We start from the raw sequence: 25,007 nt of genomic DNA on the forward strand, positions 1-25,007 counted from the left end.
ATGAGCGATAGCCAGAACATGTCCGATGAGGTACGCGCCCGCTTGCGCGCCATTCCTTCCGTTAACGAGTTGCTCGCCGAGTGGCCGGTTGTGAAGGCGGCGGGGGAGACCTGTGACGCGGTGGTGCATTCCGCTGTCACGGCCGAGCTCGACGAGGAGCGCGCCGCCATTCGTGCCGGCGCCGACCCGCGCTCTAAGCGCGACCTTGCTTCGGCCATCGAGTGGCGTGCGCACCGCTCCGCGCTGCCGAGCCTGCGCCCTGCCGTCAACGCTACGGGCGTGGTCATCCATACCAACCTGGGTCGAGCCCCGCTCGCGGAGTCGGCGGCAAAGGCCGTGGCCGAGGTCGCGCGCGGCTACAGCACGCTCGAATACAGTGTGGACACCTGTTCGCGCGGGTCGCGCAAGGAGCACGCCGCGCAACTGATCCGCTCGCTCACCGGTGCCGAGGACGCGCTTGTGGTCAACAACAACGCCGCCGCGGTGCTGCTGGTGCTGGCGACTCACGCTGTGGGCAAGGAGGTTATCGTCAGCCGCGGCGAGCTCGTCGAGATCGGCGGCAGCTTCCGTATCCCCGATGTCATGGCGGCTTCGGGCGCCAAGCTCGTCGAGGTCGGAGCCACCAACCGCACGCATTTGAGCGACTACGAGCGCGCCATCACGCCCGATACGGCGATGATCCTTAAGGTCCATCCTTCCAACTATCGCATCGAGGGTTTCCACGAGGAGGTAGGCTCTCGGGAGCTTGCCACCCTGGCCCACAAGCATGGTCTGCTGTTCTACGAGGACCAGGGCTCGGGCGCGCTTCTGCCCGATGACATCCTGGTGCGCGGCGGTGAGGAGCCCACGCCGGCTTCGGTCGCGGCGGGACTCGATATCGTTTCGTGCTCGGGTGATAAGCTGCTGGGCGCCGCGCAGGCGGGCATTATCATGGGCCGTCGCGATCTGGTCCAGGCCTGTGGGTCGCATCCGCTTATGCGTGCCCTGCGCCCGGGCAAACTGGCTCTGTCGGCGCTCGAGGCCACGCTGCGTATCTACATGGACGGGGCGGATGTGGCCCATCGTGAGGTGCCGGTGCTCAACATGCTTACGCTGCCGCAGGCTCATCTGGAGCGTCGCGCGCGTAAGCTGCGCGATCGTATGGTCGCCGGCCTCGATAAGGTTGGTTGCCCGTGCGCTGTTCAGGTGGAGATCGTCGAGGAATCGTCGACCCCCGGTGGCGGCTCGCTGCCTACCGTGGAACTGCCCACGATGTGCATTGCTGTCTGCCCAGTCGACGGGTGCCTGTCCGTCGACGCGCTCAAGCGCTCACTCGTCCAAGATTTCGACACACCGGTTGTCACGCGCGCCTCGCACGATCGCGTCCTGTTTGACGTACGCACGCTCGTGGGTGACCGCGATATCGAGACGGCGGCATCGACGCTCGCCGCGTGCGTTAAGAAGGCGATTGCTCGATGAGTGAGGTTCAAGCGCTGGTGGAGTGTCCCGTTATCGTTGGCACGGCGGGCCACGTCGACCACGGTAAGTCGGCACTGATCGAGGCGTTGACCGGCAAGAATCCCGACCGTCTGGAGGTCGAGCGCCGTCGCGGTATGACCGTGGAGCTTGGCTTTGGCGAGCTGGCGCTGCCGAGCGGCAAGATCGTCGGCCTGGTCGACGTGCCGGGCCACGCGCATTACCTGCGCGCCATGGTGCAGGGTGCCACGGGCATTGATGTTGCCGTGTTGGTGGTCTCTGCCGTCGAGGGCGTGATGCCGCAGACCCGCGAGCACGTGCATGTGCTGGAGCTGCTGGGCGTTACGCATATGGTGGTCGCGCTGACGATGTGCGACCTTGCCGATGCCGAGATGACCGAGCTTGCCGAGCTCGATGTCGATGACTTTTTGTCGGGTACCGTGTTTGCGGGCGCGCCGATTGTGCCCGTGTCGTCTAAGACAGGCGAGGGGATCGACGGGCTGCTTGCGGTGCTCGACGAGCAGGTAAGTGCCCGCTGGGATGCCTGCCGCGACCGTGCCGAGTGCACCGATGCCGCGCCGCGCCTGCCGATTGACCGCTGCTTTACGATTAAGGGCGTCGGCACTGTTGTAACGGGAACGCTGCACGATGCGCCGGTTGCGGTGGGCGACGAGCTGATGGCTTTGCCGTCGCGTACGGTCTGTCGCGTGCGCGGGATTCAGGTGCATGGCGATACGCCGCGCGCGCTGCCTGGTCAGCGTGTGGCACTCAACCTAGTTGGTGACGGTGTCGCGGCGCTTGACCGTGGCGAGATGCTGGGCGTGGCGGATCGCTTTGGTCAGACGTTGCGCTTTATGATGACGTTCACCTACCTGGGCCGCGAGGGTGCCAAGCCGCGTGTGCTAGAGTCGGGCGCGCGCGTGCATGTGATGGCCGGTACGGCCGAAGTCGTCGGCCGCATCATGCTTTTGGAGGGTGAGGCCCCCATGGCGGTGGGCGAGACCCGTACCGTGCAGGTGCGCCTGGAGGAGCCACTGCCGCTGCGCGCCGGAGACCATGCCGTGGTGCTGTCGTATTCGCCCGTTATGCTCATCGGCGGCGGGCGCGTGCTGCTATCGCGCTGCCGTCGCTCGCGCGAGCTTGCTGAAGGGGAGCGTGCACTGTATACAGCGCTCGAGTCCGGCGATATCGCGGGCGGTGTGGGCGCTTGGCTGGCGCTGCAGATGCTGCCGGTTTCGGCGGTTGATGTTGCCGAGGCTTTGGATCTTGGTGTCGGCGAGGTCGATGCCGCACTGCGCGGGTTGGTGTCGCAGGGCTCCGTTCGCAAGCTTGACGCGGGTGATGCTGACCTCTTGGCGGACGCCATGGTGCTCGATGCCGCGATGGATGCATTGGCGGCGACCCTGTCAGCCATGCATACGGCGTCTCCCAAGGAGACGGGCTTTACGCCCGGCGCCGTTGCCCATGCCGCCTGGCCCGCTGCGGATGAAGCCGTCGCCGCGGCTCTGATTGCCGAGGGCTGCTCGCGTGGCGTGTGTGCCTCCGAGGGCGCCGAGGTGTTCGACCCGCACTCCGCTGCCGCCGCGGCGCGTTTGGTGCGCGAGGCCTGCGAACGTATCGTTGCCTTGCTGGACGAAGCCGGCTTCGATGCACCGACATTGCCCGAGGTTGGCGAGCAGTTGCAGCTCGATCGCGACACCATGACGCGTGCCCTGCGCGAGCTTTCGCTCAACCGCTCGATCGTTAAGGTCGAGCGCGACGTTGCCCTGTCCGCTGCCGCCGAGGCCCATGCGCGCGAGCTTGTTGCCGCTGCCATTGAGGCAGCCGGCGGCGCTGCCACCACGAGCGTGCTGCGCGAGGCCCTGGGTGTGTCGCGCAAACGTGCCATCAGCATCTTGGAACACCTGGATGCCGTGCGCTTTACGGTGCTCGACAAGGATGCCGGCGGCCTGCGCTCCCTGCGCTAGATCAGCCACCCCGCCCCACCTCCTCAGTTGCGGTGAAATAGTTCCTATTTGGAGGCTTTGGCAGCAAATACAGGAACTATTCCACCGCAACTTCTTGCTCGTCTTTTTGGGATGGAGCCGTTTCGGTTTGGTAAAATACCTCCGCACTTGGGAACGGATGGGCTCCGGTGGGCTCCGCGGTCCTCAAAACCGTTGCGAGGCGTGCAAAACGTCTTGGATGTGTTCGATTCACATACGTTCCCGCCATACGCTACCAGCGCTTTTGTGCTCGCGGTCTTGCTGCGTGCCGCAAAGGCGCTGTTTTGTTTTTGTAAGAGCTTTTTGTAGCGCCGTTATTTCGGCGGCTGTATTTAGCTTCGTGCGCTGGATTTTGAACGTGCTGATGGAGGTGTTTTGCCGTATGACTACCGTAAGACGTGCCGATCTTTCTTGTGTCGTCCAGGCGGGTGGGCTGTCCTCGCGCATGGGCTGCGATAAGGCGCGCATGGCGTTTTGCGGCGAGCCGCTCATCGAGCGCGTGCTGGGCCGGCTGGCGCCAGTTGCCGGCGAGTTGGTCGTGACGACGTCGCGTCCCAGCGAGCTCGCCTATCTTGAGGAGCGCGCGTTTGGCGGCCTGGTGCCGCGTGTGGTGGCGGACCTTGAAGGCTCGGCGGGCGCCATGCGCGGCATCGCGAGCTCGTTGGCTGCGGCTCGGCTGCCTCTCGCGGCGATCGTTGCCTGCGATATGCCGTTTGTCTCGCCGGAACTCATCGGCGCGCTTGCTGGTCATGTTGAGGCTGAGGCGCTCGACGTGTGCGTGCCGCGCGAGGAGCGGGGGATTGAGCCGCTGTGCGCCGTCTGGCGTCGTGACGCGTGTGCGCCGGTTGCCCAAGAACTGCTCGCCGGTGACCGTCAGCGAATCCGCTGCCTGATCGACCGGGTGAACGCCGGGTATTTGGACGAGCCTCAGATTGTCGCGGTCGCCGGCTCGACGCTCTGCTTCGAGAACGTCAATACGCCCGAGGAGTTTGCGGCGGCCGAGTTACTCGCCTAGACGATTGGAGTTGCCATGTCTCACGATATTTGTCCCGACACGGGAGAACCTTGCACTTGCGATGGGTCCGAACCCTGTACCTGCGGTTGCAGTGGCTGTGGACATACTGCGGAAGAGGAAGCGGCCGCCGCGGCGTATCGTGATGCACACCGCGAAGGCCCGTCCGGTGATGCTCTCGACCATGAACGCAAGATCATCGTTTCGTTCGATAGCACCTTCGATGTGATGGAATGCGAGCAGCTGTGCCTTGCCGCCGGTGTGCCCGGGCGCATCATGCCGCTGCCCGGCTCCATCACCGCCGGCTGCGGGCTGTGCTGGGCCATGCCGTTCTCCGGCGATGCGCTCGCCGCCTTCCGCGCTGCCATCGAAGGCCGCATAACCCCCGCCGACTACCATCAGCTCGTCCTCTAACCACCAACATCACCACAAAGGTGCCTGTCCCCAATGTGGTGGCTTGGAACACGTGGACGAAACAGGTTTGAAACACGGGTTTTGCATGTCAGGCACTCAAAAACGCCTCTACCTGCATCGTAATCAAAACGAAACATCTGCTCGTCGGCTTATGCGAAACTTTCCCGCAACAGTGCGATATTATCCATACACGATAAAGTTCGCGGCGCATAGGGTGCCGCGACCAACATTTTTCGTTTCCCATCATTGGAGGAAGCATGAGCTACACGCAGAAAGTTCTCGAAGAGCTCAAGGCCCGCTATCCCGAGCAGCCTGAGTTCATCCAGGCCGCGACCGAGATCCTCGGCACCATCCAGCCGGCGCTCGACGCCCACCCCGAGTACGAGGAGGCCGCCCTGCTGGAGCGCCTCGTCGAGCCTGAGCGTATCGTCATGTTCCGTGTTCCCTGGGTCGACGACCAGGGCAAGGTTCAGGTCAACCGCGGTTACCGTGTCGAGTTCAACTCTGCCATTGGACCCTACAAGGGCGGCCTGCGCTTTAACCCGACGGTCACTCTGGGTATGCTCAAGTTCCTGGGCCTGGAGCAGATCCTCAAGAACAGCCTGACCACCCTTCCCATGGGCGGCGGCAAGGGCGGCTCCGACTTTGACCCCAAGGGCAAGTCCAACAACGAGATCATGCACTTCTGTCAGTCCTTCATGACCGAGCTCTATCGCCACATCGGCCCCAACACCGACGTTCCCGCCGGCGACCTGGGCGTTGGCGGCCGCGAGGTTGCCTACCTGTTCGGTCAGTACAAGCGCCTGACCAACGAGTGGACCGGCGTCCTTACCGGCAAGGGCCTCTCCTTTGGCGGCTCGCTTGCCCGTACCGAGGCCACCGGCTACGGCCTGGCCTACTTTGTGGACGAGTACCTCAAGAGCCGCGGCGACTCCTTCGAGGGCAAGAACGTCGTCGTTCACGGCTCCGGCAACGTCGCCATCTACGCCGTCCAGAAGGTCTCCCAGCTCGGCGGCAAGGTGCTGGCCTGCTCCGATACTCACGGCTGGGTCGAGGATCCCGACGGCATCGACTACACCGTGCTCGAGCACGTCTACAACAAGAAGCGCTCCGGCCACGACAAGGGCGTTACGCTCGCTATGTACGTTGACGAGAAGCCCAACGCCGTGTGGCACGAGGGCGACGGCCGTGGCGTTTGGCAGCTGCCCTGCGACATCGCGCTGCCCTGCGCTCGCGAGAACACGCTGCTGCTCGAGGACGCCCAGGCGCTCGTCGCCAACGGCTGCAAGGTGGTCGGCGAGGGCGCGAACATGCCCACGACCATCGAGGCCACGACTTACTTCCAGGAGAACGGCGTTGCCTTTATGCCCGGTAAGGCTGCCAACGCCGGCGGCGTGCTCGTGTCCGGCCTGGAGATGAGCCAGAACGCCGAGCATCTGTCCTGGACCTTCGAGGAGGTCGACGGCAAGCTCGAGCAGCTCATGCGCGGCATGTTCCACAACGTGGACGACACCGCCAAGGAGTACGGCCAGGAGGGTAACTTTGTCATGGGCGCCAACATCGCCGGCTTCCTGAAGGTCGCCGACGCCATGCTCGCCCAGGGCGTCTGCTAAATCTTCGCTCGACATAGCATGTGATGAGGCTTCCAGCCATTCCGGCTGGGAGCCTTTTTTGATCCGTTGGGGACGGAGGAAAACGGATCATTATGTCTCGGCCCTCTGCCGGCCGCCCCTTAAGTTGCGGTGAAATACGGACTGTTGGGCTCCCTAAGCCCGACAAACAGTCCGTATTTCACCGCAAGTTATGGATGGGAGGGAGGTTTTTGTGCTGTGGAAGGTCGCGGCCCTTCGTTTGGTACACTTAAAAGTACTGGACAAGTGAAGAGATGGGGGAGAACGTGCTCAAGTTCGGTACCTACGTCCGCGTTGGAAACGCGGCCGAAGCCTATGAGCTCTTACAGAAGAACCGCAACAACAAGATTGTGGGCGGCGGCATCTGGATGCGCCTGGGTTCGCGTCGCGTGGCGACGGCGATTGACCTTTCGGCCTGCGGACTCGATCAGATCGAGGAGACCGAGACCGAGTTTCGCATCGGTGCCATGTGTACCCTGCACCAGCTCGAGCGTCATGCCGAGCTCAACGCGCTTGTCAACCATGTCTTTGAGTTCGCCGTCCACGATATCGTGGGCGTGCAGCTGCGTAACACCGCCACGGTGGGCGGCAGCATTTACGGTCGCTTTGGTTTCTCGGACGTGCTCTCGGCATTTTTGGCGCTCGATTCGTACGTTGAGTTGACGGGCGCCGGCCGCGTGCCGCTCGCCGAGTTCGTGGACATGGGCTACGTGCGCGACGTGATCGAGCACGTGGTGGTCGTTAAGCACGATTACCGCGCAAGCTATGAGGCCGTGCGCAAGGCCGCGACCGACTTCCCCTCCTTAAACGTCACCGCCGCCTGGTGGGACAACAGCTGGCATGTCACCGTGGGCGCCCGCCCGCTGCGCGCGTCCCTGCTGCGGGGCGAGGCATGCGGCCTGGTGAACGAGCAACCTTCCGAGGACGAGCTGCGCGCACTGGCCGCATCCGTGCGTGCCCTGAGCTACGGCACTAACTTGTGGGGCTCGGCTGACTACCGCCGCCGCATCTCGGCCCCGCTGGCGATTCAGGCTGTACGTCGTGCCGCCGGCATCGAGCTTTCGGCCGCGCTTGCCCGCGAGCTCGAGACCGTGCAAGTGCCTAAGTTTGCCACGGACGAGTATTCCTGCCGCCGCGTGCCCGGCATCGATTCTAGCGAGGTGCGCTAATGGCTGCCAAACTCATCGATCTTTCCTTTACGCTCAACGGCCGCAAGGTCAAGGTTCAGATTGCCCCCGATACCATGCTCTTTGCACTGCTGCGCGAGCAGGGTTGCGCATCGGTGCGCTGCGCCTGTGAGACCACCAACTGCGGCCTGTGCACGGTGTGGCTCGATGGCGATCCGGTGCTGAGCTGCTCGGTTCCCGCCGCGCGCGTCGAGGGCCGCTCCATCACCACCCTCGAGGGCCTCAAGGCCGAGTCCGAGGCGCTCGCCCGCGCAATGGCTGCCGAAGGTGCCGAGCAGTGCGGTTTTTGCGCCCCCGGCCTCATCATGAACGTGCTGGCGCTTGCCCGCGCCGCCAAGGAGGACCCGAGCCTCGTTGCCACGCGCGAGGAGCTCTCGCGCCAGCTCGCCGGCAACCTCTGCCGCTGCAGCGGCTACGAGAGCCAGCTGCGCGCCATCGTGCGCTTCCTTAACGAGTCCGGCGTGCAGGTGGGCTTTGAGATGCCCGAGCTGCCGGTCAACGACACCAGCTGCGACGGTGTCTCGTACAAGCAGATTACCCACAAGCAGCCCAAGAAGGACTCGAAGGCCCTGCTTGAGGGGCGTCCCGTCTACACGGGCGACCTGGTGCCCGCCGGCGCCCTGATCGTCAAGCTCAAGCGCAGCCCGTATGCCCGCGCCAAGATCCGCTCCATCGATACGTCGCGCGCCCTGAAGGTGCCCGGCGTGGTGGGCGTCTACACCTACGAGGACGTGCCCAAGCGCCGCTTTACCATTGCCGGCCAGAGCTATCCGCAGCCGAGTCCCTACGACCGCCTGATTCTCGAGAACCTCGTGCGCTATCAAAACGAGGAAGTGGCGATCGTCGCCGCCGAGACTGAGGAGGCCGCCGACAAGGCGCTCAAGCTCATCAAGGTCGACTACGAGGTGCTCGAGCCCCTGCTCGACTTTACCCAGGCGCTCGATAACGACATCGTGGTCCACCCCGAGGGCGACGTAACCTTTATGTTCCCGCAGGGCGGCGACGTTGCTCGCAACCTGTTGTGCAGCGGCACCAGCGATTTTGGCGACCTCGACGAGGCATTCGCCCAGAGCGACATCGTCTTTGAGCGCACCTACACGAGCCAGGCCACGCAGACCGCGCCCATGGAGACCTTCCGCGCCTTCGCGACGACCGATGCGTTCGGCCGCATCTCGGTGACCACCTCGACGCAGGTGCCCTTCCACGTGCGCCGCATGGTCGCGCAGTCGCTCGACATTCCGCAGTCACAGGTGCAGGTCATTAAGCCGCGCATCGGTGGCGGCTTTGGCTCCAAGCAGACGGGCTGCTGCGAGATCTTCGTGGCGTTCGTCACTCAGCAGACCGGCCGTCCAAGCTATTGCTGCTACACCCGCGAGGAGACCATCACTGCGGGCAACTCGCGCCACCAGATGCAGATGACCGTTAAGCTGGGCGCCATGAACGACGGCACCATCACGGCCATCGATCTGCATACGCTGTCCAACGCCGGTGCTTATGGCGAGCACGCTACCACGACGATCGGCCTTTCGGGCCACAAGAGCCTGCCCATCTACAACCACGTGAAGGCGAGTCGCTTTAGCTGGGACGCCGTCTACACCAATACCAACCGCGGCGGCGCGTATCGCGGCTACGGTGCCACCCAGGGCCAGTTTGCCGTCGAGAGCGCCGTCAACGAGCTTGCCGACATGCTGCACATGGATCCCGCCGACCTGCGCCTTAAGAACATCGTGCGCGAGGGCGAGATCATGCCGCAGTACTACAACGAGAAGCTCAACGCCTGCGCGCTCGACCGCTGCCTGCTTCGCGCGATGGACATGATCGGCTGGCGCGACAAGCCGCTGGCCGTGGACCTGGGCGACCGCGTGCGTGCTCTGGGCTGCGCGCTCACCATGCAGGGCTCGGGTATCTCCAATGTGGATATCGCCGGCATCGACATGCGCCTTGAAGAGGACGGCTTCATTACCATCGGCACCGGCGCCACCGATAACGGCATGGGCGTCGACACGATCCTGGCGCAGATCGCCGCCGAGGAGCTGGGTGTGGAGAGCTCGCTCATTGTGGTACGCGGCGTGGACACCGATGTGTCGCCGTTCGACGCCGGCTCGTACGCGAGCTCGGGTACGTACGTGACGGGCCTTGCAGCCAAGAACGCCGCGACCGAGCTGCGTGAGAAGATTTGCGCCAAGGCCGCCCAGATGTGGGACGTGGACGCCGCCGACGTGGTCTTTGATGGCCAGTACGTGCGCCTGTCCGACGAGCGTGCCGCGCGCGAGCAGAACCGCTACCTCACGCTGCGCGACTTTGCCAACCTGTGCGTCAAGAATATCGCAGGCGGCGACGCGCTCACCTCGCACGCCTCTGCCTGCCTGCCCGTTTCGCCTCCGCCGTTTATGGCCGGTATTGCCGAGGTCGAGGTCGACAAGGCCACCGGCAAGGTGGCTGTGGTGGACTACGCGGCGGCCGTCGACTGCGGTACCGTGATCAACGAGGCGCTCGCGCGCGTCCAGGCCGAGGGCGGTATTGCCCAAGGTATCGGCCACGCGCTCTATGAGATCGTCGAGCACGACGATCGCGGCCGCCTGCGCACCGGCAACTTTATGAGCTACAAGCTGCCCACGCGCCTGGATATCGGCAGCATTCGCGTGGCCTTTGAGCCGAGCTACGAGCCGACGGGTCCGTTTGGCGCCAAGTCGATTGGCGAGGTCGTCATCAACACGCCGCTCGCCGCCGTGGCCTCGGCCGTGGCACACGCCACCGGACATCACGTACGCTCGCTGCCGATCACGCCCGAGAAGGCCCTGCTGGGGGAGTAGCGGGTCATCGAACAAGTCGTAATTGGCGGGGCGGGGCAACTCGCCCCGCCTTTTGCACTCGTGGTGAGGTCGTGAGCCTGTAAAACGTGTGCGTGCGCTTGTCGCTCGTATCTGCTATCATTCCTAATCTGTGCGCTCATGCGGGCGTGGCGGAATTGGTAGACGCGCCAGATTTAGGTTCTGGTGGGATTCCCGTGAAGGTTCGAGTCCTTTCGCCCGCACCAACGCACCCGCGTCGGCTTATGCCCTCGCGACGCTTGTTGCATAAAGGTACCAGCACCTCAGATAAGCTGGGCAGTATGAGGAGGAACGTGTTGAACATCACCGCTTCTGACGTCAAGGACGCCAAGCTCACCGCTACGGTCACCATCCCGGCCGCCGACGTCGACGCCGCGATCAAGAAGGCCTACAAGGAGACCGCCAAGAAGTACCGCTTCCCGGGCTTCCGTGCCGGTAAGGCTCCCCGTCCGGTCATCGACTCCGCTCTTGGCGCCGAGGCTACCCTCGCTCAGGCCACCAACGACCTGATCGCCGCCAACGAGCCCGCCGTCCTCAACGAGCTGGACATCGTTCCCACCAAGAATGGTGACTACAAGGAGCTCGACCTCGCCAAGGATCACGAGGATTACACCTACACCGTCGAGTTCTCCCTGCGTCCCGCCGCTGAGCTCTCCTCCTTCGACGCCGTCGAGATCGAGATGCCCCCTGCGGAGGTCACCGAGTCCGAGATCAACAACCAGGTCGAGATGCTCCTCAACTACCGTGCCACCTTCGAAGACGTCGAGGGTCGCGCCGTCGAGGCCGAGGACTACGTCACCGTCGACCTCAAGGCCGTCGAGAACGCCGACAACTTCGCTGCCGAGGGCCGTATGCTCATCGCCGGTAGCGACAGCAACCCCACCGAGTTCAACGAGGCTCTGATCGGCGCCAACGTTGACGACGTCAAGTCCGTCACCTGGACCGACGAGGCCGAGGAGGGCGAGGAGGCCGAGACCCACACCGTCGAGGTCACCGTCAAGGGCATCAAGGTCCGCAACACCCCCGAGCTCACCGACGAGCTCGTCAAGTCCGACTTTGGCTTTGACAGCATCGACGCCATGCGCGACGCCATCAAGATCGAGATCGAGCAGGACAAGGCTTCCCGCCTCCCGGCCGAGAAGGAGAACCGTTGCGTCTCCGCTCTCGCCGAGCGCCTGCAGCTCGACGAGATGGATGCCGACTACGAGCAGTCCGTCTTTGAGGAGCTTGGCCAGAACTTCCTGTCCAACCTCGCTGCCCGCGGCATGACGCTGGACACCTGGCTGCCCGCTTCCGGCCTGACCATGGAGCAGTTCATCGGCGACCTGCACAAGCAGGCCAACGACGTTGCCCGTGAGTCCCTGGCGCTCGACGCCCTCGCCCGCGAGCTCAAGATTGAGGTCACCGAGGACGACATCAACGCCGAGTTCGAGAAGGCCGGCGTCAAGGACGTCGAGGCTTCCAAGGCCGAGTTCATCGCCGATGGCCGCATGCCTGCCGTCCGCGAGTCCATCCGCCGCTCCAAGGCCGTCGACCACCTGGTCGAGAACGCCAAGGTGACCGAGGTCGATGAGACCGCCAAGGACGCCGAGTAATTCTCGCCACCTTGCCCGCGAGCGCATGTATGTGCCCGTGATGGGGTAAAGTTAATAGCCGGTTATCCGGTTGTTTCGTACGGTGCCAGCCAATGCATAGCATGCGGGCACCGTACGTTTATCTAGAACCAATTTGGTCCGCAAGAGAGAAATGGAGATGCGTATGATCGCTAAGTTCGATTCCGCCCTCGTGCCATACGTTATCGAGCAGACGCCGCGCGGCGAGCGCAGCTACGATATCTATTCGCGCCTGCTCAACGACCGCATCATCTTCTTGGGCGAGGAGATCAACTCCGTCAGCGCCAACCTGGTCGTTGCCCAGCTGCTGCATCTTGAGAGCCAGGATGCCGAGAAGGATATCTCGCTCTACATCAATTCGCCCGGTGGCGAGGTCTACTCCGGCCTGGCGATTCTGGACACCATGAACTTCATCAAGCCGCAGGTCTCCACCATCTGCGTGGGCATGGCTGCGTCCATGGCCGCCGTGCTGCTTTCGGCCGGCGCCAAGGGCAAGCGCTTCTGCCTGCCGCATTCCAAGGTCATGATTCACCAGCCCAGCGGCGGTGCCCAGGGCCAGCAGACCGAGATCGAGATCGTGGCCGAGGAGATCAAGAAGACCCGCCGCGAGCTCAACCAGATCCTGTCCGATGCCTCGGGCCAACCGATCGAGAAGGTCCAGGCCGACACCGAGCGTGACAATTACCTGACCGCTGCCGAGGCCCTCGACTACGGCCTGATCGACCGTATCGTCACCTCGCGCGATCTCGCCGCGAAGGACGCCTAGGATGGCCGGTAACATGCAGGACAACTTTGACGAGAACGGCAACCCCATCCGCTGCTCATTCTGCGGAAAAGAGCAGGGCCAGGTCCGTCGTCTCGTAAAGGGTCCGACCAACATCTTTATCTGCGACGAGTGCGTCGCCGCCTGCTCCGAGATCTTGGAGGAGTCGCTGGCTTCGGACTTTATGGACGCCGCCCGCAACGGTAATCTCCCGGGCTTCCTCAACGACCACGGCCAGGCTGCGTCCCAGCCCGCCGTTGACCCCGAGGCCGAGGGCTTTGAGCTTGAGGACGACCGTCAGGTCATCACGCACGTGCCGACGCCGCACGAGATCTATGACGAGCTTTCGGCCTATGTTATGGGCCAGGAGGACGCCAAGCGCGCCATGTCGGTGGCCGTGTACAACCACTACCGTCGCGTGATCGAGGGCGGTGCCGCGGTGTCCGCCTTTGACGAGGCTGACGGTATGGGCGCCCAGTTTGACGACGATATGGACGAGGTGGAGCTCGCTAAGTCCAATATTCTGCTGCTCGGCCCCACCGGTACCGGTAAGACGCTGCTGGCCCAGACGCTCGCACGCATCCTCGAGGTGCCGTTTGCCATCGCCGACGCCACCGCGCTCACCGAGGCTGGCTACGTTGGCGAGGACGTTGAGAATATCTTGCTCAAGCTCATCAACGCTGCCGATGGTGACATTGAGCGCGCGCAGGTTGGCATTATCTACGTGGACGAGATTGACAAGATTGCCCGCAAGGCCGAGAACCTTTCCATCACCCGCGACGTTTCGGGCGAGGGCGTTCAGCAGGCACTGCTTAAGATTCTTGAGGGCACGGTGGCCAGCGTTCCGCCCACCGGCGGCCGCAAGCATCCCCAGCAGGAGTTGCTGCAGATCGACACGACGAATATCCTGTTCATCTGTGGCGGTGCCTTTGTGGGTTTGGACAAGATCATCGCCGACCGCGTGGGCAACAAGGGCGTGGGCTTTAACTCCGAGATCGCCGGCCCCACCTCGGTCGACGAGAACGACCTGCTGCGTCAGGTGCTCCCACAGGACCTTAATGCCTTTGGCATGATCCCCGAGTTCGTGGGCCGTACGCCCGTCGTCACCCAGACGCAGGCGCTCGATGAGGACGACCTGGTGTCGATCCTGACCGAGCCCAAGAACGCCGTGGTGCGCCAGTACCGCAAGATGTTCCAGCTCGAGGACGTCGATCTTGAGTTTGAGGACGCGGCGCTGCACGAGATCGCCCGCATGGCACTCGCCCGCAAGACCGGCGCCCGCGGCCTGCGCTCCATCTGCGAGGACGTGCTGCAGCAGACGATGTTCGACCTCCCCAGCGAGGAAGGCGTCGCCAAGGTCATCGTGACCGAAGCCTCCGTAAAGGGCGAAGAACAGCCCCAGCGCATCTATGGGTAAATAGCGCCCGTTTAGGTCCCGCGGCAACCACTGCGGGACCTGTCCCTTTTTGGTAGGTATGCCTGTGCTATTCTGTGAGATTGTTTAGCTAGTACCTTCAGACTGAAGTAATCGATACCTAAGGCGTGTCCGCCTGCTTGGTTTTCGTAGATTCCGCACGAGCCGAAGGCCACTTAATGTGGCCTTCGTGCGAGCCAGGACTTGACCGAGCGAAAACCAAGCAGGCGGACACGCCGGCGGGACAGGGAGAGATATATGGAAGAAATGCCCAAGAACTACGATCCGTCGACCAACGAGCCGGCGATCCTGCAGAAGTGGCTCGACGGCGGCTACTACAAGCGCCGTGAGGGCGTGGGCGACTGCACCGTCACCATTCCGCCTCCCAACGTAACCGGCAAGCTCCACATGGGTCACGCTACTGACGACTCCATCCAGGACGCCATCATCCGTATGGCTCGCATGCGCGGCAAGTCCACGCGCTGGGTGCTCGGTACCGATCACGCCGGTATCGCCACGCAGACCAAGGTCGACAAGAAGCTCAAGAGCGAGGGCATCAGCCGCCTGGAGATCGGTCGCGACAAGTTTGTCGACGCCTGCTGGGATTGGACCCACGAGTACGGCGGCATCATCGTCGAGCAGATCAAGCGCATGGGCTGCTCCGTCGACTTTGATAACGAGCGTTTCACCATGGACGAGGACTACGCCCAGGCCGTGCGCAAGGTGTTCTGCGACTGGTACCACGACGGCCTGATCTATCGCGGCAAGCGCATCGTCAACTGGTGCCCCAACTGCACCACCGCCATCTCGGACGACGAGGCCGAGTACAAGGACGAGAAAGGCCACCTGTGGCACCTGCGTTATCCGCTGACCGAGCCGGTCAACGGCCAGGACTACATCGTCGTCGCCACCACGCGTCCCGAGACCATGCTCGGCGACACGGGCGTCGCCGTCTCCCCGAAGGACCCCGAGAAGGCCGCCTTTGTGGGTAAGACCGTCATGCTCCCGATCGTCAACCGCGAGATCCCCATCTTTGAGGATTGGCATGTCGACGCCAACTTTGGCTCCGGCTTTGTTAAGGTCACCCCGGCCCACGACCCCAATGATTACGCCATGGGTCAGGCCCACGACCTGCCGCAGATCAACATCTTCGACGAGCACGCGGTGGTCGTCGAGGGCTACGGCGAGTTCACCGGCATGAACCGCGACGAGTGCCGCGAGGCCGTCATCAAGTGGTTCGAGGAGCACGGCCTGCTCGATCACGTCGACGAACTCGATCACTCCGTCATGCACTGCTACCGTTGCGACTCCGCCCTGGAGCCGTGGCTTTCCGAGCAGTGGTTCGTGGCCGTCGACAAGCTCAAGGGGCCGGCGCTGGACGCCGTCAACTCCGGCAAGGTCACCTTCCACCCCGCGCGCTGGACGCAGACCTACACCACCTGGATGGAGAACCTCAAGGACTGGTGCATCAGCCGTCAGCTTTGGTGGGGCCACCGCATCCCCGTGTTCTACTGCGAGGACTGTGGCTGGGAGGACGCCCTTACCGAGGACACCGACGTGTGCCCCAAGTGCGGCGGCCATCATGTGCACCAGGACGAGAACGTGCTGGACACCTGGTTCAGCTCGCAGCTGTGGACCTTCGCCACGCAGGGCTGGCCGCAAAAGCCGGAGCTGCTCGAGGGCCATCACCCCACGACGGCACTCGTCACCGCGCGCGACATCATCGCGCTGTGGGTCGCCCGCATGGTCATGAGCTCGTTGTACTTCTTGGACGAGGTGCCGTTTAAGGACGTCGTCATCTACCCGACGATCCTGGCCAAGGACGGCAGCCGCATGTCCAAGTCCAAGGGCAACGGCGTAGACCCCATGGACCTTATTGGCATGTACGGTGCCGACGCCATGCGCTTCAACTTGCTCACGCTGTGCACCAACAATCAGGATGTTAAGTTCGACGCGAACATCGACAAGAAGACCAAGAAGCTCATCGACAGCCCGCGCACCGAGCAGGCCAAGTCGTTTGTGACCAAGATCTGGAACGCCAGCCGCTTCCTGCTTATGAACATGGAGGGCTACACGCCCGGCGAGCCCGTCGTGGAGACGCCGGCGGACGCCTGGATGTTCAGCCGCTTGGCAAAGGCCGTGAAGATGGTCACCGAGGGTATCGAGAAGTACACCTTTGGCGACATGGCCCGCGGTGTGCAGCAGTTCTTCTGGAACGAGGTCTGCGACTGGTACGTCGAGGTCACCAAGGCCCGCCTGAAGGGCGAGGGCCGTCTGCAGGCGCAGCGCAACTTGATCTTTGTGCTCGACACCTCCATTCGCCTGATGCACCCGCTTATGCCGTTTGTCACCGAGGAGATCTGGGACAACATGCCGGCGAGCGTGCTCGACCTGGACGCCGAGGGCAACGTGGATCGCGCCGAGGCGCTCATGATCGCCAAGTGGCCCGAGCCCGCCGATTACGCCAAGTACGTGGACGAGGACGCCGAGCGCGCGTTTGAGCTGTGCCGCACCGTCGTGTCCGCCGCCCGCGCCACGCGTTCGCGTTATCGCTTGAGCCCCAAGGCCGAGCTCGACGTAGTCGTGCGCGCCGGTGCCGAGGACATCGAGAAGCTCGAGAGCCTGCGCTCGACCATTGAGCCGCTGGCAAACACTGCCTCGCTGGTCATGGGTACCGATGTCGAGAAGCCGGCCGCGAGCATCGCCGTGGTCGACAGCGGCGTCGAGGTCTTTGTGGTGCTCGAGGGCAAGGTTGACCTTTCGGCCGAGAAGGCGCGCCTGGAGAAGGAGATCGCCGCGGCCCAGAAGGAGCTCGCTGGCTGCGAGAAGACACTGGCCAACGAGGGCTTTGTGGCTAAGGCCGCTCCCGCGGTGGTCCAGAAGAAGAGGGACCGTGCGGCTGAGCTCAAGGAGATCCTGGCGGCGCTGACTGCTCAGGTTGCTGACTTCTCGTAAGGTTTACTCGGGGGCGCGTCCCGACGCTTTGCTCGCTACTGCGGACACCTATTCCGCCGTTCTAACGAACGGCGGCTGACTCGACGCTGCAAACGCCTCTGATGGCCAATCTGCCGTTCAACTTCGGGCGCATGGGCATAAGCCCTATGCGCCCTTGTTTCACGGCACCTTGGCTCATCAGAGGCGTTTTCGCTGACTATCCTCAACCTATACTGTTTTATTTTTCTATGAATGGCGGTTCTAAAAATGCCTAAGCGTTCCGGCTTGTATACCGTTCCTTTTGAGTTTGATTTGCTTTCGTTTGATGAGGCTGTTGGGCTGGCTGCTGATACGGGGCGGATTTCTGGGGATGCTGGGCCTCTGCTTGAGACGGTTGTCGATATGCTTGATGAGCTGGGACGTCCGGACGAGTATTTCGATTGCATTCAGGTTGCTGGTACCAATGGCAAGACTTCGACCACGCGTTTTTCGGCTGCCATCCTTCGTGTTGAGGGGTTAAAGACCGCACTGTATACGTCTCCGCAGCTTGTGCGCTATCCCGAGCGCATGGAGGTCGATGGGCGCGTCGTGAGCGATGAGGCATTCGCCCGTGGCGTTTCGGCCGCTGTTGAGGCGGGGCATCGAGTGAATGCCCGTCGTGTGGCGGCGGGGGAGTGCGCCTATACCATCACGCCGTTTGACCTTTTGACGGCTACTGCACTTGTGGTGTTTGCCGAGGCTCGCGTGGATGTTGCCGTGCTTGAGGTTGGCATGGGCGGACGCTGGGATGCTACGAGTGCGACTGATCCCGTGGCCGTCGCCATTACGGGTATTGGGCTCGATCACACACGTATTTTGGGCGATACGCTCGAGGCCATTGCGGGGGAGAAGGCTGCGGTTATTAAGCCTGGGCGATTGGTTGTTTTGGGCGAGGGCACGCATGAGCCGAGCGTTCAGCGCGTAATGGATACGCGCTGCCGCGAGTGCGGTGTGGTGCCGCTGGTTGTGAGCCATTCCACGACCAAGGTACCGGCGCATGTAGGCGATACCGTGGAGTTTAGCTGTACTACGCCGCGTGCCATCTATACGTCGAGCATGGTCAAGCCGGCGTATCAGCCGCAGAATGCTGCGTGCGCGATTATGCTGTGCGAGGGCTATCTTGGCCGCGAGCTCGACCACGATGCGCTCGACGCTTCGCTTATGGGCTGCCCCACGCCGGGTCGCTTTGATGTGCTGGGAACCGATCCGCTCAAACTGATCGACGCCTGTCATAACCCTCAGAGCTGCGAGAACTTTGTGAGCGCGCTGGACGAGATCGATCCGTGCGTGGAGAATCGCCCCACGCTGTTGTGTGCCGCGCTGGCCGATAAGGACGTGGCGGGTATAGTTGACGTTCTGGTTCCGGCGTTCCCCCGCGTGGTCGTAACCCAGACCGATTCCGATCGCGCCTTGCCCGCACAGGAGCTTGCCTCCCTGGTGGACGCCGACAAGCTCGCGGGCGTGTACCCCAGCGTATCCGAGGCCCTCGCGGCTTTCGATGCCGCGGGCGAGCCTTTCGTAGCAGCCGGTACCATCACCCTAGCCGGCGAAGTAGCGGGGCTGCTCCGTTAACCCATCCCCTCATCAGTTGCGGTGAAATACGGACTGTTTTACAAGCCAGAAGCCTCAAACGGTCCGTATATCACCGCAACTCAAAAGCAGTCAATTTGGGACGGGGCTTTTTTGGCTGCCCTGCGCCTCGAGTTGACTTGCTCGCCACGAAATGGGCCTATTTACTACGTTTGACCGGTAACCCTCGACCATACCGAGAATTGCGAAATCAAAACCGCAGGTAAAGGGCTTGCCATTTTTAAAAAAAGACCCGCATGGTCGACCCATACGGGTTAAACGTAGTAGATGGCCCGTTTTCGTGGCACTGCGTTAACGGGATGTGCCAAAGGGACTGTCCCTTTGGCACATTGGCTAGTCTAGGCGGACCGGATCGTGGGGGTAGGCGTTGAGAATCTCGACGCCGGACTCGGTAACTAGGGCCAAGTCCTCGATGCGGACGCCGGTGCGACCGGGGAGGTAGATGCCCGGTTCAATGGAGAACGTCATGCCTGGCTCTACGACCTGCTCGTTGACCAGCGAGACATCGCCCGGCTCGTGGTCCTGCAGGCCGATTGAGTGACCCAGGCGATGCGTGAAGTATTCGCCGTAGCCCGCGTCTTCAATCACATCGCGTGCGGCGCGGTCCAGGTCGCACATGCGCACGCCCGGTGCGATGAGCGCTTCGGCGGCCTCGTTGGCGCGGCGCACGATGTCGTAGATGCGTGCCGTCTCCTCGTCCGGCTCGCCCCAAAAGAACGTGCGCGTCATGTCCGAGCAATAGTTGCAGCGGCGTCCGCCAATGTCGAACAGCACCACGTCGCCGCGCTTGAGCACGGTGTCGTCGGGTTCGTGATGCGGGTCGCCGGCGTTGGCGCCAAAGCTCACGATGGGCGGAAAGCTAAAGCCCTCGCAGCCGTGCTTGCGATACAGGCCGAGCATCTGGTCGGCAATCTCGCGTTCCGTCACGCCCTCGTGGACAAGCTTAATAGCATCGGCCATTACAGCGTCGTTAGCGGTCGAGGACGCACGCATGAGCTCCTGCTCGGTGGCATCCTTGTGGGTGCGTGCGGCGGTGACGGCAAAGTCACCCAGGAAAAACTCGCTTGCGGCGTGGCGCTCCATGAGCGGCATCAAAAAGCCGGAGCGCATGACGGTGTCGATGCCGAGCGGTTTGGTCGGATCGACCTCGCGAGCGATGGCGTCGGCCACGACATCGGTATCGGTGTGATAGGCGACGCGGGCATTGTCGTACTCGGGCAGTTGATGCAGTGCGTTGACCAGGATCACCGGCTCGGCATCGCGCACGAGCAGCACGCCGCAAAAACGCTCGAACATATCGGCATAAAAGCCGGTCAGGTAATAGATCGACCATGGGTCGTTTACGAGCAGCTGTGCGCCGGGGTGCTGAGCCTCGAGCGCATCGAGCACGCGTGCCACACGCTGGTCATCGACATGTGCCATGAAACATCCTTTCACTATGGTGCCACCATGGTATCCCAAGCCCGGCACATAGGGACGTTCCTTTTATGCCAGCACCTTGGGACACTCCTTGCAAAAGCAGCTAAAAGAGCCCGTCCCAAATTTGCTGCTTAGGCTGGGTTGATGTCCATGCTGGCGATGAGGTTAATGCCCGTGTTGAGGAGGTTCTCCAGCACGATGTCGCCCATGCGGATGGGGGCGTTGACGACTAGGCCTCGGATGAGGGCCATGGCTTGGGCGTGGAGTTCTAGCGGGATGGCTTCGGCGGTGCGCACGGGGAGCAGGGCTTCGTCGCCGCCGGAGACGGCCACGGTCGTCGTGAGCACGCGCATGGGACAGGTGAGCTCCTGATGTGCGAATTTATCACCGCGTGGGCAGTTGTTGCCGGTTACGGAGCGCACTTCCACCACGGCGCCATTGGCGTCGCGCTCGATTTCTACGGTCAGAAGGCATTCGGATGGGCAGGTGGTGCAGTTGAACTGCAGCGTTTCGATCACGTTATCGATCATCTTGGTTACGCCTCCTCGATGGGGTCGACGGACAGGACAATCTCTCTAACACCCAGGTCGAGTGCGCGCTGAATCACCCTTGCCGGCAGCGGGAAGCTTTCCATGACGCTCGGTTTAAACGGGCGGACTTTGCCCGCAAACATTTCTTCGCCGTTGGCTAAGATGCGCACGCGGGCGGCATCGACCGGCCGGCGCACGCGGAAGTTCAGCTTGGTGAGCGCCGCAGCCGTAATGCGTCCCGGCAGCGCGTATCCCGCAATGCCGGCAGGGGAGACCATCAGCTCGCAGCTCGTGCCCGCAGCTCTCGCCCCGCCGTCGCCGCCCAACGCCCACGTCGCCGCAGCCGCACCGGCGCGCTCGGACTCGGTCGTCACGTTGTCGGCCAGGTCGTGCACGTGCAGCACGTTGCCACAGGCAAAGATGCCCGGCACGCCTGTCTGGAGGCTCTGATCCACCACGGCGCCTCGCGTGCGTGGGTCAAGCTCGACGCCTGCGGCAACCGAACGCTCGTTTTCGGGAATTAGACCCACCGAAAGCAGCAGCGTGTCGCACGGAACGATGCGCTCCGTCCCGGCAACGGGCGCCAGGTGCTCGTCGACCTGACTCACCTCGACGGCCTCAACGCGGTCGTGTCCGATCACGCGCGTGACGGTGGTGGACAGGTGCAGCGGAATGCCAAAGTCGTCCAGGCAGTTCTTGACGTTTCGGCGCAGACCGTTGGCGTACGGCATGAGCTCGTACACGCCCTCGACCGAAATCCCCTCGAGCGTGCAGCGGCGCGCCATGATAAGCCCGATGTCGCCTGAGCCCAAAATGACGGCGCGCGAGCCGGGCTTGAGGTTTTCGATATTGATGTATCGCTGCGCCAGGCCGGCCGTAAACACACCGGCGGGTCGGCTGCCGGGAATCTTGATCTCGCTGCGGGTGCGCTCGCGGCAACCCATGGCAAGGACGACCGCGCGCCCGGTGAGCTGCAGCATGCCGGCAGGGCTCATGAGCGTGACGGTATGGACCGCGGTGGCTCCCGTCGGCTCGCCTGAATCAATCCCAAGCACCATACTGTTCAGGAACAGCGCAATGTCGGTTGCGTGCACCTGGTCGATAAAGCGCTGCGCGTACTCGGGACCGGTGAGCTCCTGTTTAAAGTGCGACAGGCCAAAGCCGGGGTGGATGCACTGGCGCAGGATACCGCCCAGATGCTGCTCGCGCTCCACGATGGCCACGCGCGCACCGGCCTTTTGCGCGGCAAGCGCGGCCGCCATGCCGGCAGGTCCGCCGCCGATAACGACCACGTCGAAGGCTTGCGTTGCCACGGCGCTCGCCTCCGCGCGTTCGTCGCGCATATCAAACGTCGCCATTCTAGCGCACCCCCTTCAGCGGTCCCTCGACCAACCAAGATCCGGCATCTTCCAACAGCACTTCGCTGGGGTCGCAGCCCAGCTCGCGCGCCAGGATCGCCACCACGCGGCTCTGGCAAAAGCCGCTTTGGCACCGACCCATGCCGGCTCGGCAGCGGCGCTTGACGCCCTCGACCGAAACCGCGCCCGGGTGGCGTCGGATCGCGGCCACTATCTCGGCCTCGGGCACCGTCTCGCAGCGGCAGACGATCTGCCCCCACGCGGGGTCGGACTCGATCAGCTCCTCCTTGCGCGCCAGCGGTGCGCGGTCAAAGTCGTCCGGCTCGCGGCGAATTGGATTCCAGTCCGCCCGCTCGCGCAGCTCCACGCCCGACTCACGCATCACAAGTTCTATACGCTCGGCGATGGCCGGCGCGCTCGCCACGCCCGGCGACTGAATGCCCGCGGCCTGGAACAGCCCCGGCACCACGGTCGACTGCCCAATAAAGAAGTCGTTCGTTCCCTTAATGACCGGACGACCGCCGGCAAACGCGCGGACTACGCGGCGCGTGTCCAAGTCGGGCACCAGCTTGCGCGCTCCCGTCAGCAGCGCGTTCACATCGCTTGCATAGGTCTGCGTGTCGCCCGGCTCTCGCACGGCAGCGGTCGCGGTGATCACGGTGTTGCCGTGTACCGTGCCCGTGACGATAACGCCCTTGGACACCGGCGTGGGCACGGGATAGAGCGGCATGAGCGTGCGCGGCTCCTTGTCCAATACCACGATGTTTCCCTGGCGCCAGACCATCTGAAACTCCTCGGCGCCGGCCATATGCGAGATGTCCGCGGCACCGTTGCCCGCAGCGTTGATCAGGTAACGGCAGCGCACGTCGCCGGCGGGCGTTGCCAGCGTAAAACGTGCAGCCCCGTCGGTTGCCTCGCTGCCAGCAACCTCAATCGCCTCCACCGGTGCGGAGCGCATAAACGTCACGCCGTTGGCGACGGCGTTCTCCAGCGCGGCGATGGCCACTTCAAATGGGTCAACGTAACCGGTCGAAGGGCACCACAGCGCGCACGTCGCCTCGGCACTCGCGCGCGGCTCCAGCTCGTGGATGCGCTCGGGGCCGATAATCGACAGCTCGGGCACGCCGTTGGCAAGGCCATTCTGGCGCAGCTTCTCCAGGTGTGCGCGGTCTTCTTCGTTAAACCCCAGCACCATCGATCCGGTGCGGCGGAATAAAAAGCCCAGCTCCTGGGCCCAAGTGCCATACAGCTCGCAGCCACGGGCGTTGACCTGCGCCTTTACGGTGCCAGGGGCCGGATCGTAGCCGGCGTGCACCAGACCGCCGTTGGCCTTCGATGCGCCCAGGGCGACATCGTTGGCCGCCTCGACCACGCAAATGGTCAGGTCATAGCGCGCGAGTTGCCGCGCAATGGCACACCCGGTGATGCCCGCGCCCACAACCGCGATATCAAACGTTTCCGTCACAGTGCCTCCCAGACAAGTTGACAGGCTGTCAATAGGACTATGCTACGGTCTGCAGACCCCCAGTGCAGCGGCAATGCGGCGAACAGCCCCACTGCATCCGCCAACGGCAGGCGTGGGCCGGCTCAGCACGGATGCCGGCCACGTTAGAACGCGAGATCTTCCCGCCCAACCTCGCGGTCTGCGCCGTTACCTGTTACAGATTGAGATGTTGAGTCCACAGGCGCACGTTCTTCTCGATCTGTAACAGTAAGAACTGTTTTTGGGTTCCAGATGTTACAGTTCGAGATTTAAGTTGGGGAGAGAATGGTTTGTCTCAATCTGTAACATCTGGGACTGTATTTGCCGAGTAACTGTTACAGATTGAGACATTCGGTGCGGACGGTTTTCTTTGTCTCGATCTGTAACAGTTAGCTGAGGATTTGGGTTCTAGATGTTACAGATTGAGACAAACCTTCCGACGGATTTTGAAGGTCTCGATCTGTAACAGTAAGAGAGGAAATTCGGCCTCAGTTGTTACAGATCGAGATTGAAGCCAGCGAGGGGATGTTTTGTCTCGATCTGTAACATTTGGACCCGATTTTGCCGAGTAACTGTTACAGATCGAGATTGAAGTCGGGGAGGAACCCCTGTGTCTCGATCTGTAACATCTAGACCCGGATTCCGCCCTCCACCTGTTACAGATTGAGATGTTTGTGTCCGCGCCGGCCCCGCCCCTAGCCGTGGTCCCATATAAACAAACCCCGTGGTAAACTTTACCGGACTGTTAATATTCCGAAAGGTATCCGTAATGTCCAAGTACATCTCCGAGCTCATGTCGCCGCAGCTTATGGGCGTCATCTATGCCTTTGTTGGCTTTATCATCGCCCTGTACGTGCTGTCGGTCGTCTATGTGTTCATCGACGCTCGTCGCCGCGGCGCCAGCGCCTACGTGGCATGGGGCATCATCGCCCTCATCCCGTTTGTGGGCCTCATCGCCTATCTGGTTCTGCGCCCGCACTCCTACGCGGCCGACCGCGAGGAGCAGGAGCTGGACATGGCCCTGCGCGAGCGCCAGCTTGCCCAGTACGGCACCTGCCCGCAGTGCGGTGCCCCCATCGAGAAGGACTTTGTCGTGTGCCCGGTGTGCGACACCCAGGTTCGCAACGTGTGTCCCAGCTGCCATCGCCCGCTCGACGCGCACTGGAAGGTCTGCCCCTACTGCCGAACTCGCATCCAGTAACGCATCCATCGCCGGGCCGGCCTTAAGCCACGGGCACCGCGCGCCATGCGAAAGGCAGACGCGCGTCCCTCAGCCCCGCCCACACGATGAAGCATGCGTAGAAAATCGCCCGCCGTGCCATTAAGGTGCGGCGGGCGCTTGTATACCA

General features: G+C 63.0%; 17 protein-coding genes and 2 tRNA genes. 15 read left to right on the forward strand and 4 right to left on the reverse strand.

All coding sequences use genetic code 11. The features are described from left to right. From selA to DXB53_RS08370, 14 genes are all read left to right on the forward strand, one after another. Entirely contained in the window at nt 1-1,458 is a 1,458-nt protein-coding gene (gene selA, locus DXB53_RS08310; RefSeq protein WP_199409711.1) for an L-seryl-tRNA(Sec) selenium transferase, read from the forward strand. Beyond that, nucleotides 1,455-3,422, forward strand: coding sequence for a selenocysteine-specific translation elongation factor (selB, locus tag DXB53_RS08315; protein WP_117584087.1), 1,968 nt, complete (start codon nt 1,455-1,457; stop codon nt 3,420-3,422). The genes selA and selB overlap by 4 nt, the downstream gene beginning before the upstream one ends. Before the next feature lie 149 nt (nt 3,423-3,571). Further along, nucleotides 3,572-3,668 (forward strand) — tRNA-Sec (locus tag DXB53_RS09960). A gap of 154 nt (nt 3,669-3,822) precedes the next feature. Then, nucleotides 3,823-4,455, forward strand: coding sequence for a molybdenum cofactor guanylyltransferase (locus DXB53_RS09965; protein WP_158556513.1), 633 nt, complete (start codon nt 3,823-3,825; stop codon nt 4,453-4,455). A gap of 15 nt (nt 4,456-4,470) precedes the next feature. Further along, nucleotides 4,471-4,866: a DUF3343 domain-containing protein gene (locus tag DXB53_RS08325; RefSeq protein WP_117584089.1), complete on the forward strand. Its 396-nt coding sequence runs from the start codon at nt 4,471-4,473 to the stop codon at nt 4,864-4,866. Between the two features lie 257 nt (nt 4,867-5,123). Continuing rightward, complete coding sequence (gdhA, locus tag DXB53_RS08330) at nt 5,124-6,479, forward strand: NADP-specific glutamate dehydrogenase (protein WP_022095186.1); 1,356 nt, start codon at nt 5,124-5,126, stop codon at nt 6,477-6,479. Between the two features lie 284 nt (nt 6,480-6,763). After that, on the forward strand, nt 6,764-7,666 hold the full coding sequence (locus DXB53_RS08335) for a xanthine dehydrogenase family protein subunit M (RefSeq protein WP_199409712.1): 903 nt from the start codon (nt 6,764-6,766) through the stop codon (nt 7,664-7,666). Next, nucleotides 7,666-10,497 (forward strand): molybdopterin cofactor-binding domain-containing protein, encoded by a 2,832-nt coding sequence (locus tag DXB53_RS08340; RefSeq protein ID WP_117584091.1) that lies wholly within the window; start codon nt 7,666-7,668, stop codon nt 10,495-10,497. Before DXB53_RS08335 ends, DXB53_RS08340 begins: the two co-directional genes overlap by 1 nt. Nucleotides 10,498-10,637: 140 nt before the next feature. Beyond that, nucleotides 10,638-10,721, forward strand: a tRNA-Leu gene (locus tag DXB53_RS08345). Nucleotides 10,722-10,808: 87 nt separating this feature from the next. Continuing rightward, complete coding sequence (gene tig / locus DXB53_RS08350) at nt 10,809-12,110, forward strand: trigger factor (RefSeq protein ID WP_158556514.1); 1,302 nt, start codon at nt 10,809-10,811, stop codon at nt 12,108-12,110. Nucleotides 12,111-12,273: 163 nt separating this feature from the next. Next, complete coding sequence (locus DXB53_RS08355; RefSeq protein WP_022095182.1) at nt 12,274-12,894, forward strand: ATP-dependent Clp protease proteolytic subunit; 621 nt, start codon at nt 12,274-12,276, stop codon at nt 12,892-12,894. A 1-nt stretch (nt 12,895) separates the two neighbouring features. Continuing rightward, nucleotides 12,896-14,308 carry an ATP-dependent Clp protease ATP-binding subunit ClpX gene (gene clpX / locus DXB53_RS08360; protein ID WP_117584093.1) on the forward strand — a complete coding sequence of 471 codons (1,413 nt, stop codon included), beginning with the start codon at nt 12,896-12,898 and terminating at the stop codon, nt 14,306-14,308. A 255-nt stretch (nt 14,309-14,563) separates the two neighbouring features. Further along, complete coding sequence (locus tag DXB53_RS08365; RefSeq protein ID WP_117584094.1) at nt 14,564-17,260, forward strand: valine--tRNA ligase; 2,697 nt, start codon at nt 14,564-14,566, stop codon at nt 17,258-17,260. 246 nt (nt 17,261-17,506) lie between these two features. Beyond that, nucleotides 17,507-18,850 (forward strand): folylpolyglutamate synthase/dihydrofolate synthase family protein, encoded by a 1,344-nt coding sequence (locus DXB53_RS08370; RefSeq protein WP_117584095.1) that lies wholly within the window; start codon nt 17,507-17,509, stop codon nt 18,848-18,850. Between the two features lie 351 nt (nt 18,851-19,201). On the opposite strand, the gene DXB53_RS08375 is transcribed toward DXB53_RS08370, so the two are convergent. The 4 genes from DXB53_RS08375 to DXB53_RS08390 all read right to left on the reverse strand — a co-directional run bounded on the left by DXB53_RS08375 (nt 19,202) and on the right by DXB53_RS08390 (nt 23,640). Beyond that, nucleotides 19,202-20,290 carry a Xaa-Pro peptidase family protein gene (locus tag DXB53_RS08375; RefSeq protein WP_117584096.1) on the reverse strand — a complete coding sequence of 363 codons (1,089 nt, stop codon included), beginning with the start codon at nt 20,288-20,290 and terminating at the stop codon, nt 19,202-19,204. A gap of 128 nt (nt 20,291-20,418) precedes the next feature. Further along, nucleotides 20,419-20,817: a DUF1667 domain-containing protein gene (locus DXB53_RS08380; RefSeq protein ID WP_117584097.1), complete on the reverse strand. Its 399-nt coding sequence runs from the start codon at nt 20,815-20,817 to the stop codon at nt 20,419-20,421. Nucleotides 20,818-20,822: 5 nt separating this feature from the next. After that, nucleotides 20,823-22,175 (reverse strand): NAD(P)/FAD-dependent oxidoreductase, encoded by a 1,353-nt coding sequence (locus tag DXB53_RS08385; RefSeq protein ID WP_117584098.1) that lies wholly within the window; start codon nt 22,173-22,175, stop codon nt 20,823-20,825. A gap of 1 nt (nt 22,176) precedes the next feature. Next, the gene (locus tag DXB53_RS08390; protein ID WP_117584099.1) at nt 22,177-23,640 is read right to left on the reverse strand and encodes an NAD(P)/FAD-dependent oxidoreductase; all 1,464 of its coding nucleotides are present in this window, start codon (nt 23,638-23,640) and stop codon (nt 22,177-22,179) included. A 787-nt stretch (nt 23,641-24,427) separates the two neighbouring features. Here DXB53_RS08390 and DXB53_RS08395 point away from each other — a divergent pair. Next, nucleotides 24,428-24,859, forward strand: coding sequence for a zinc ribbon domain-containing protein (locus DXB53_RS08395; protein ID WP_006234085.1), 432 nt, complete (start codon nt 24,428-24,430; stop codon nt 24,857-24,859). Nucleotides 24,860-25,007: the final 148 nt, after the last annotated feature.

Origin of the sequence: Collinsella sp. OM04-5 (genome assembly GCF_003439125.1) — a bacterium.
GTDB lineage: Bacteria > Actinomycetota > Coriobacteriia > Coriobacteriales > Coriobacteriaceae > Collinsella.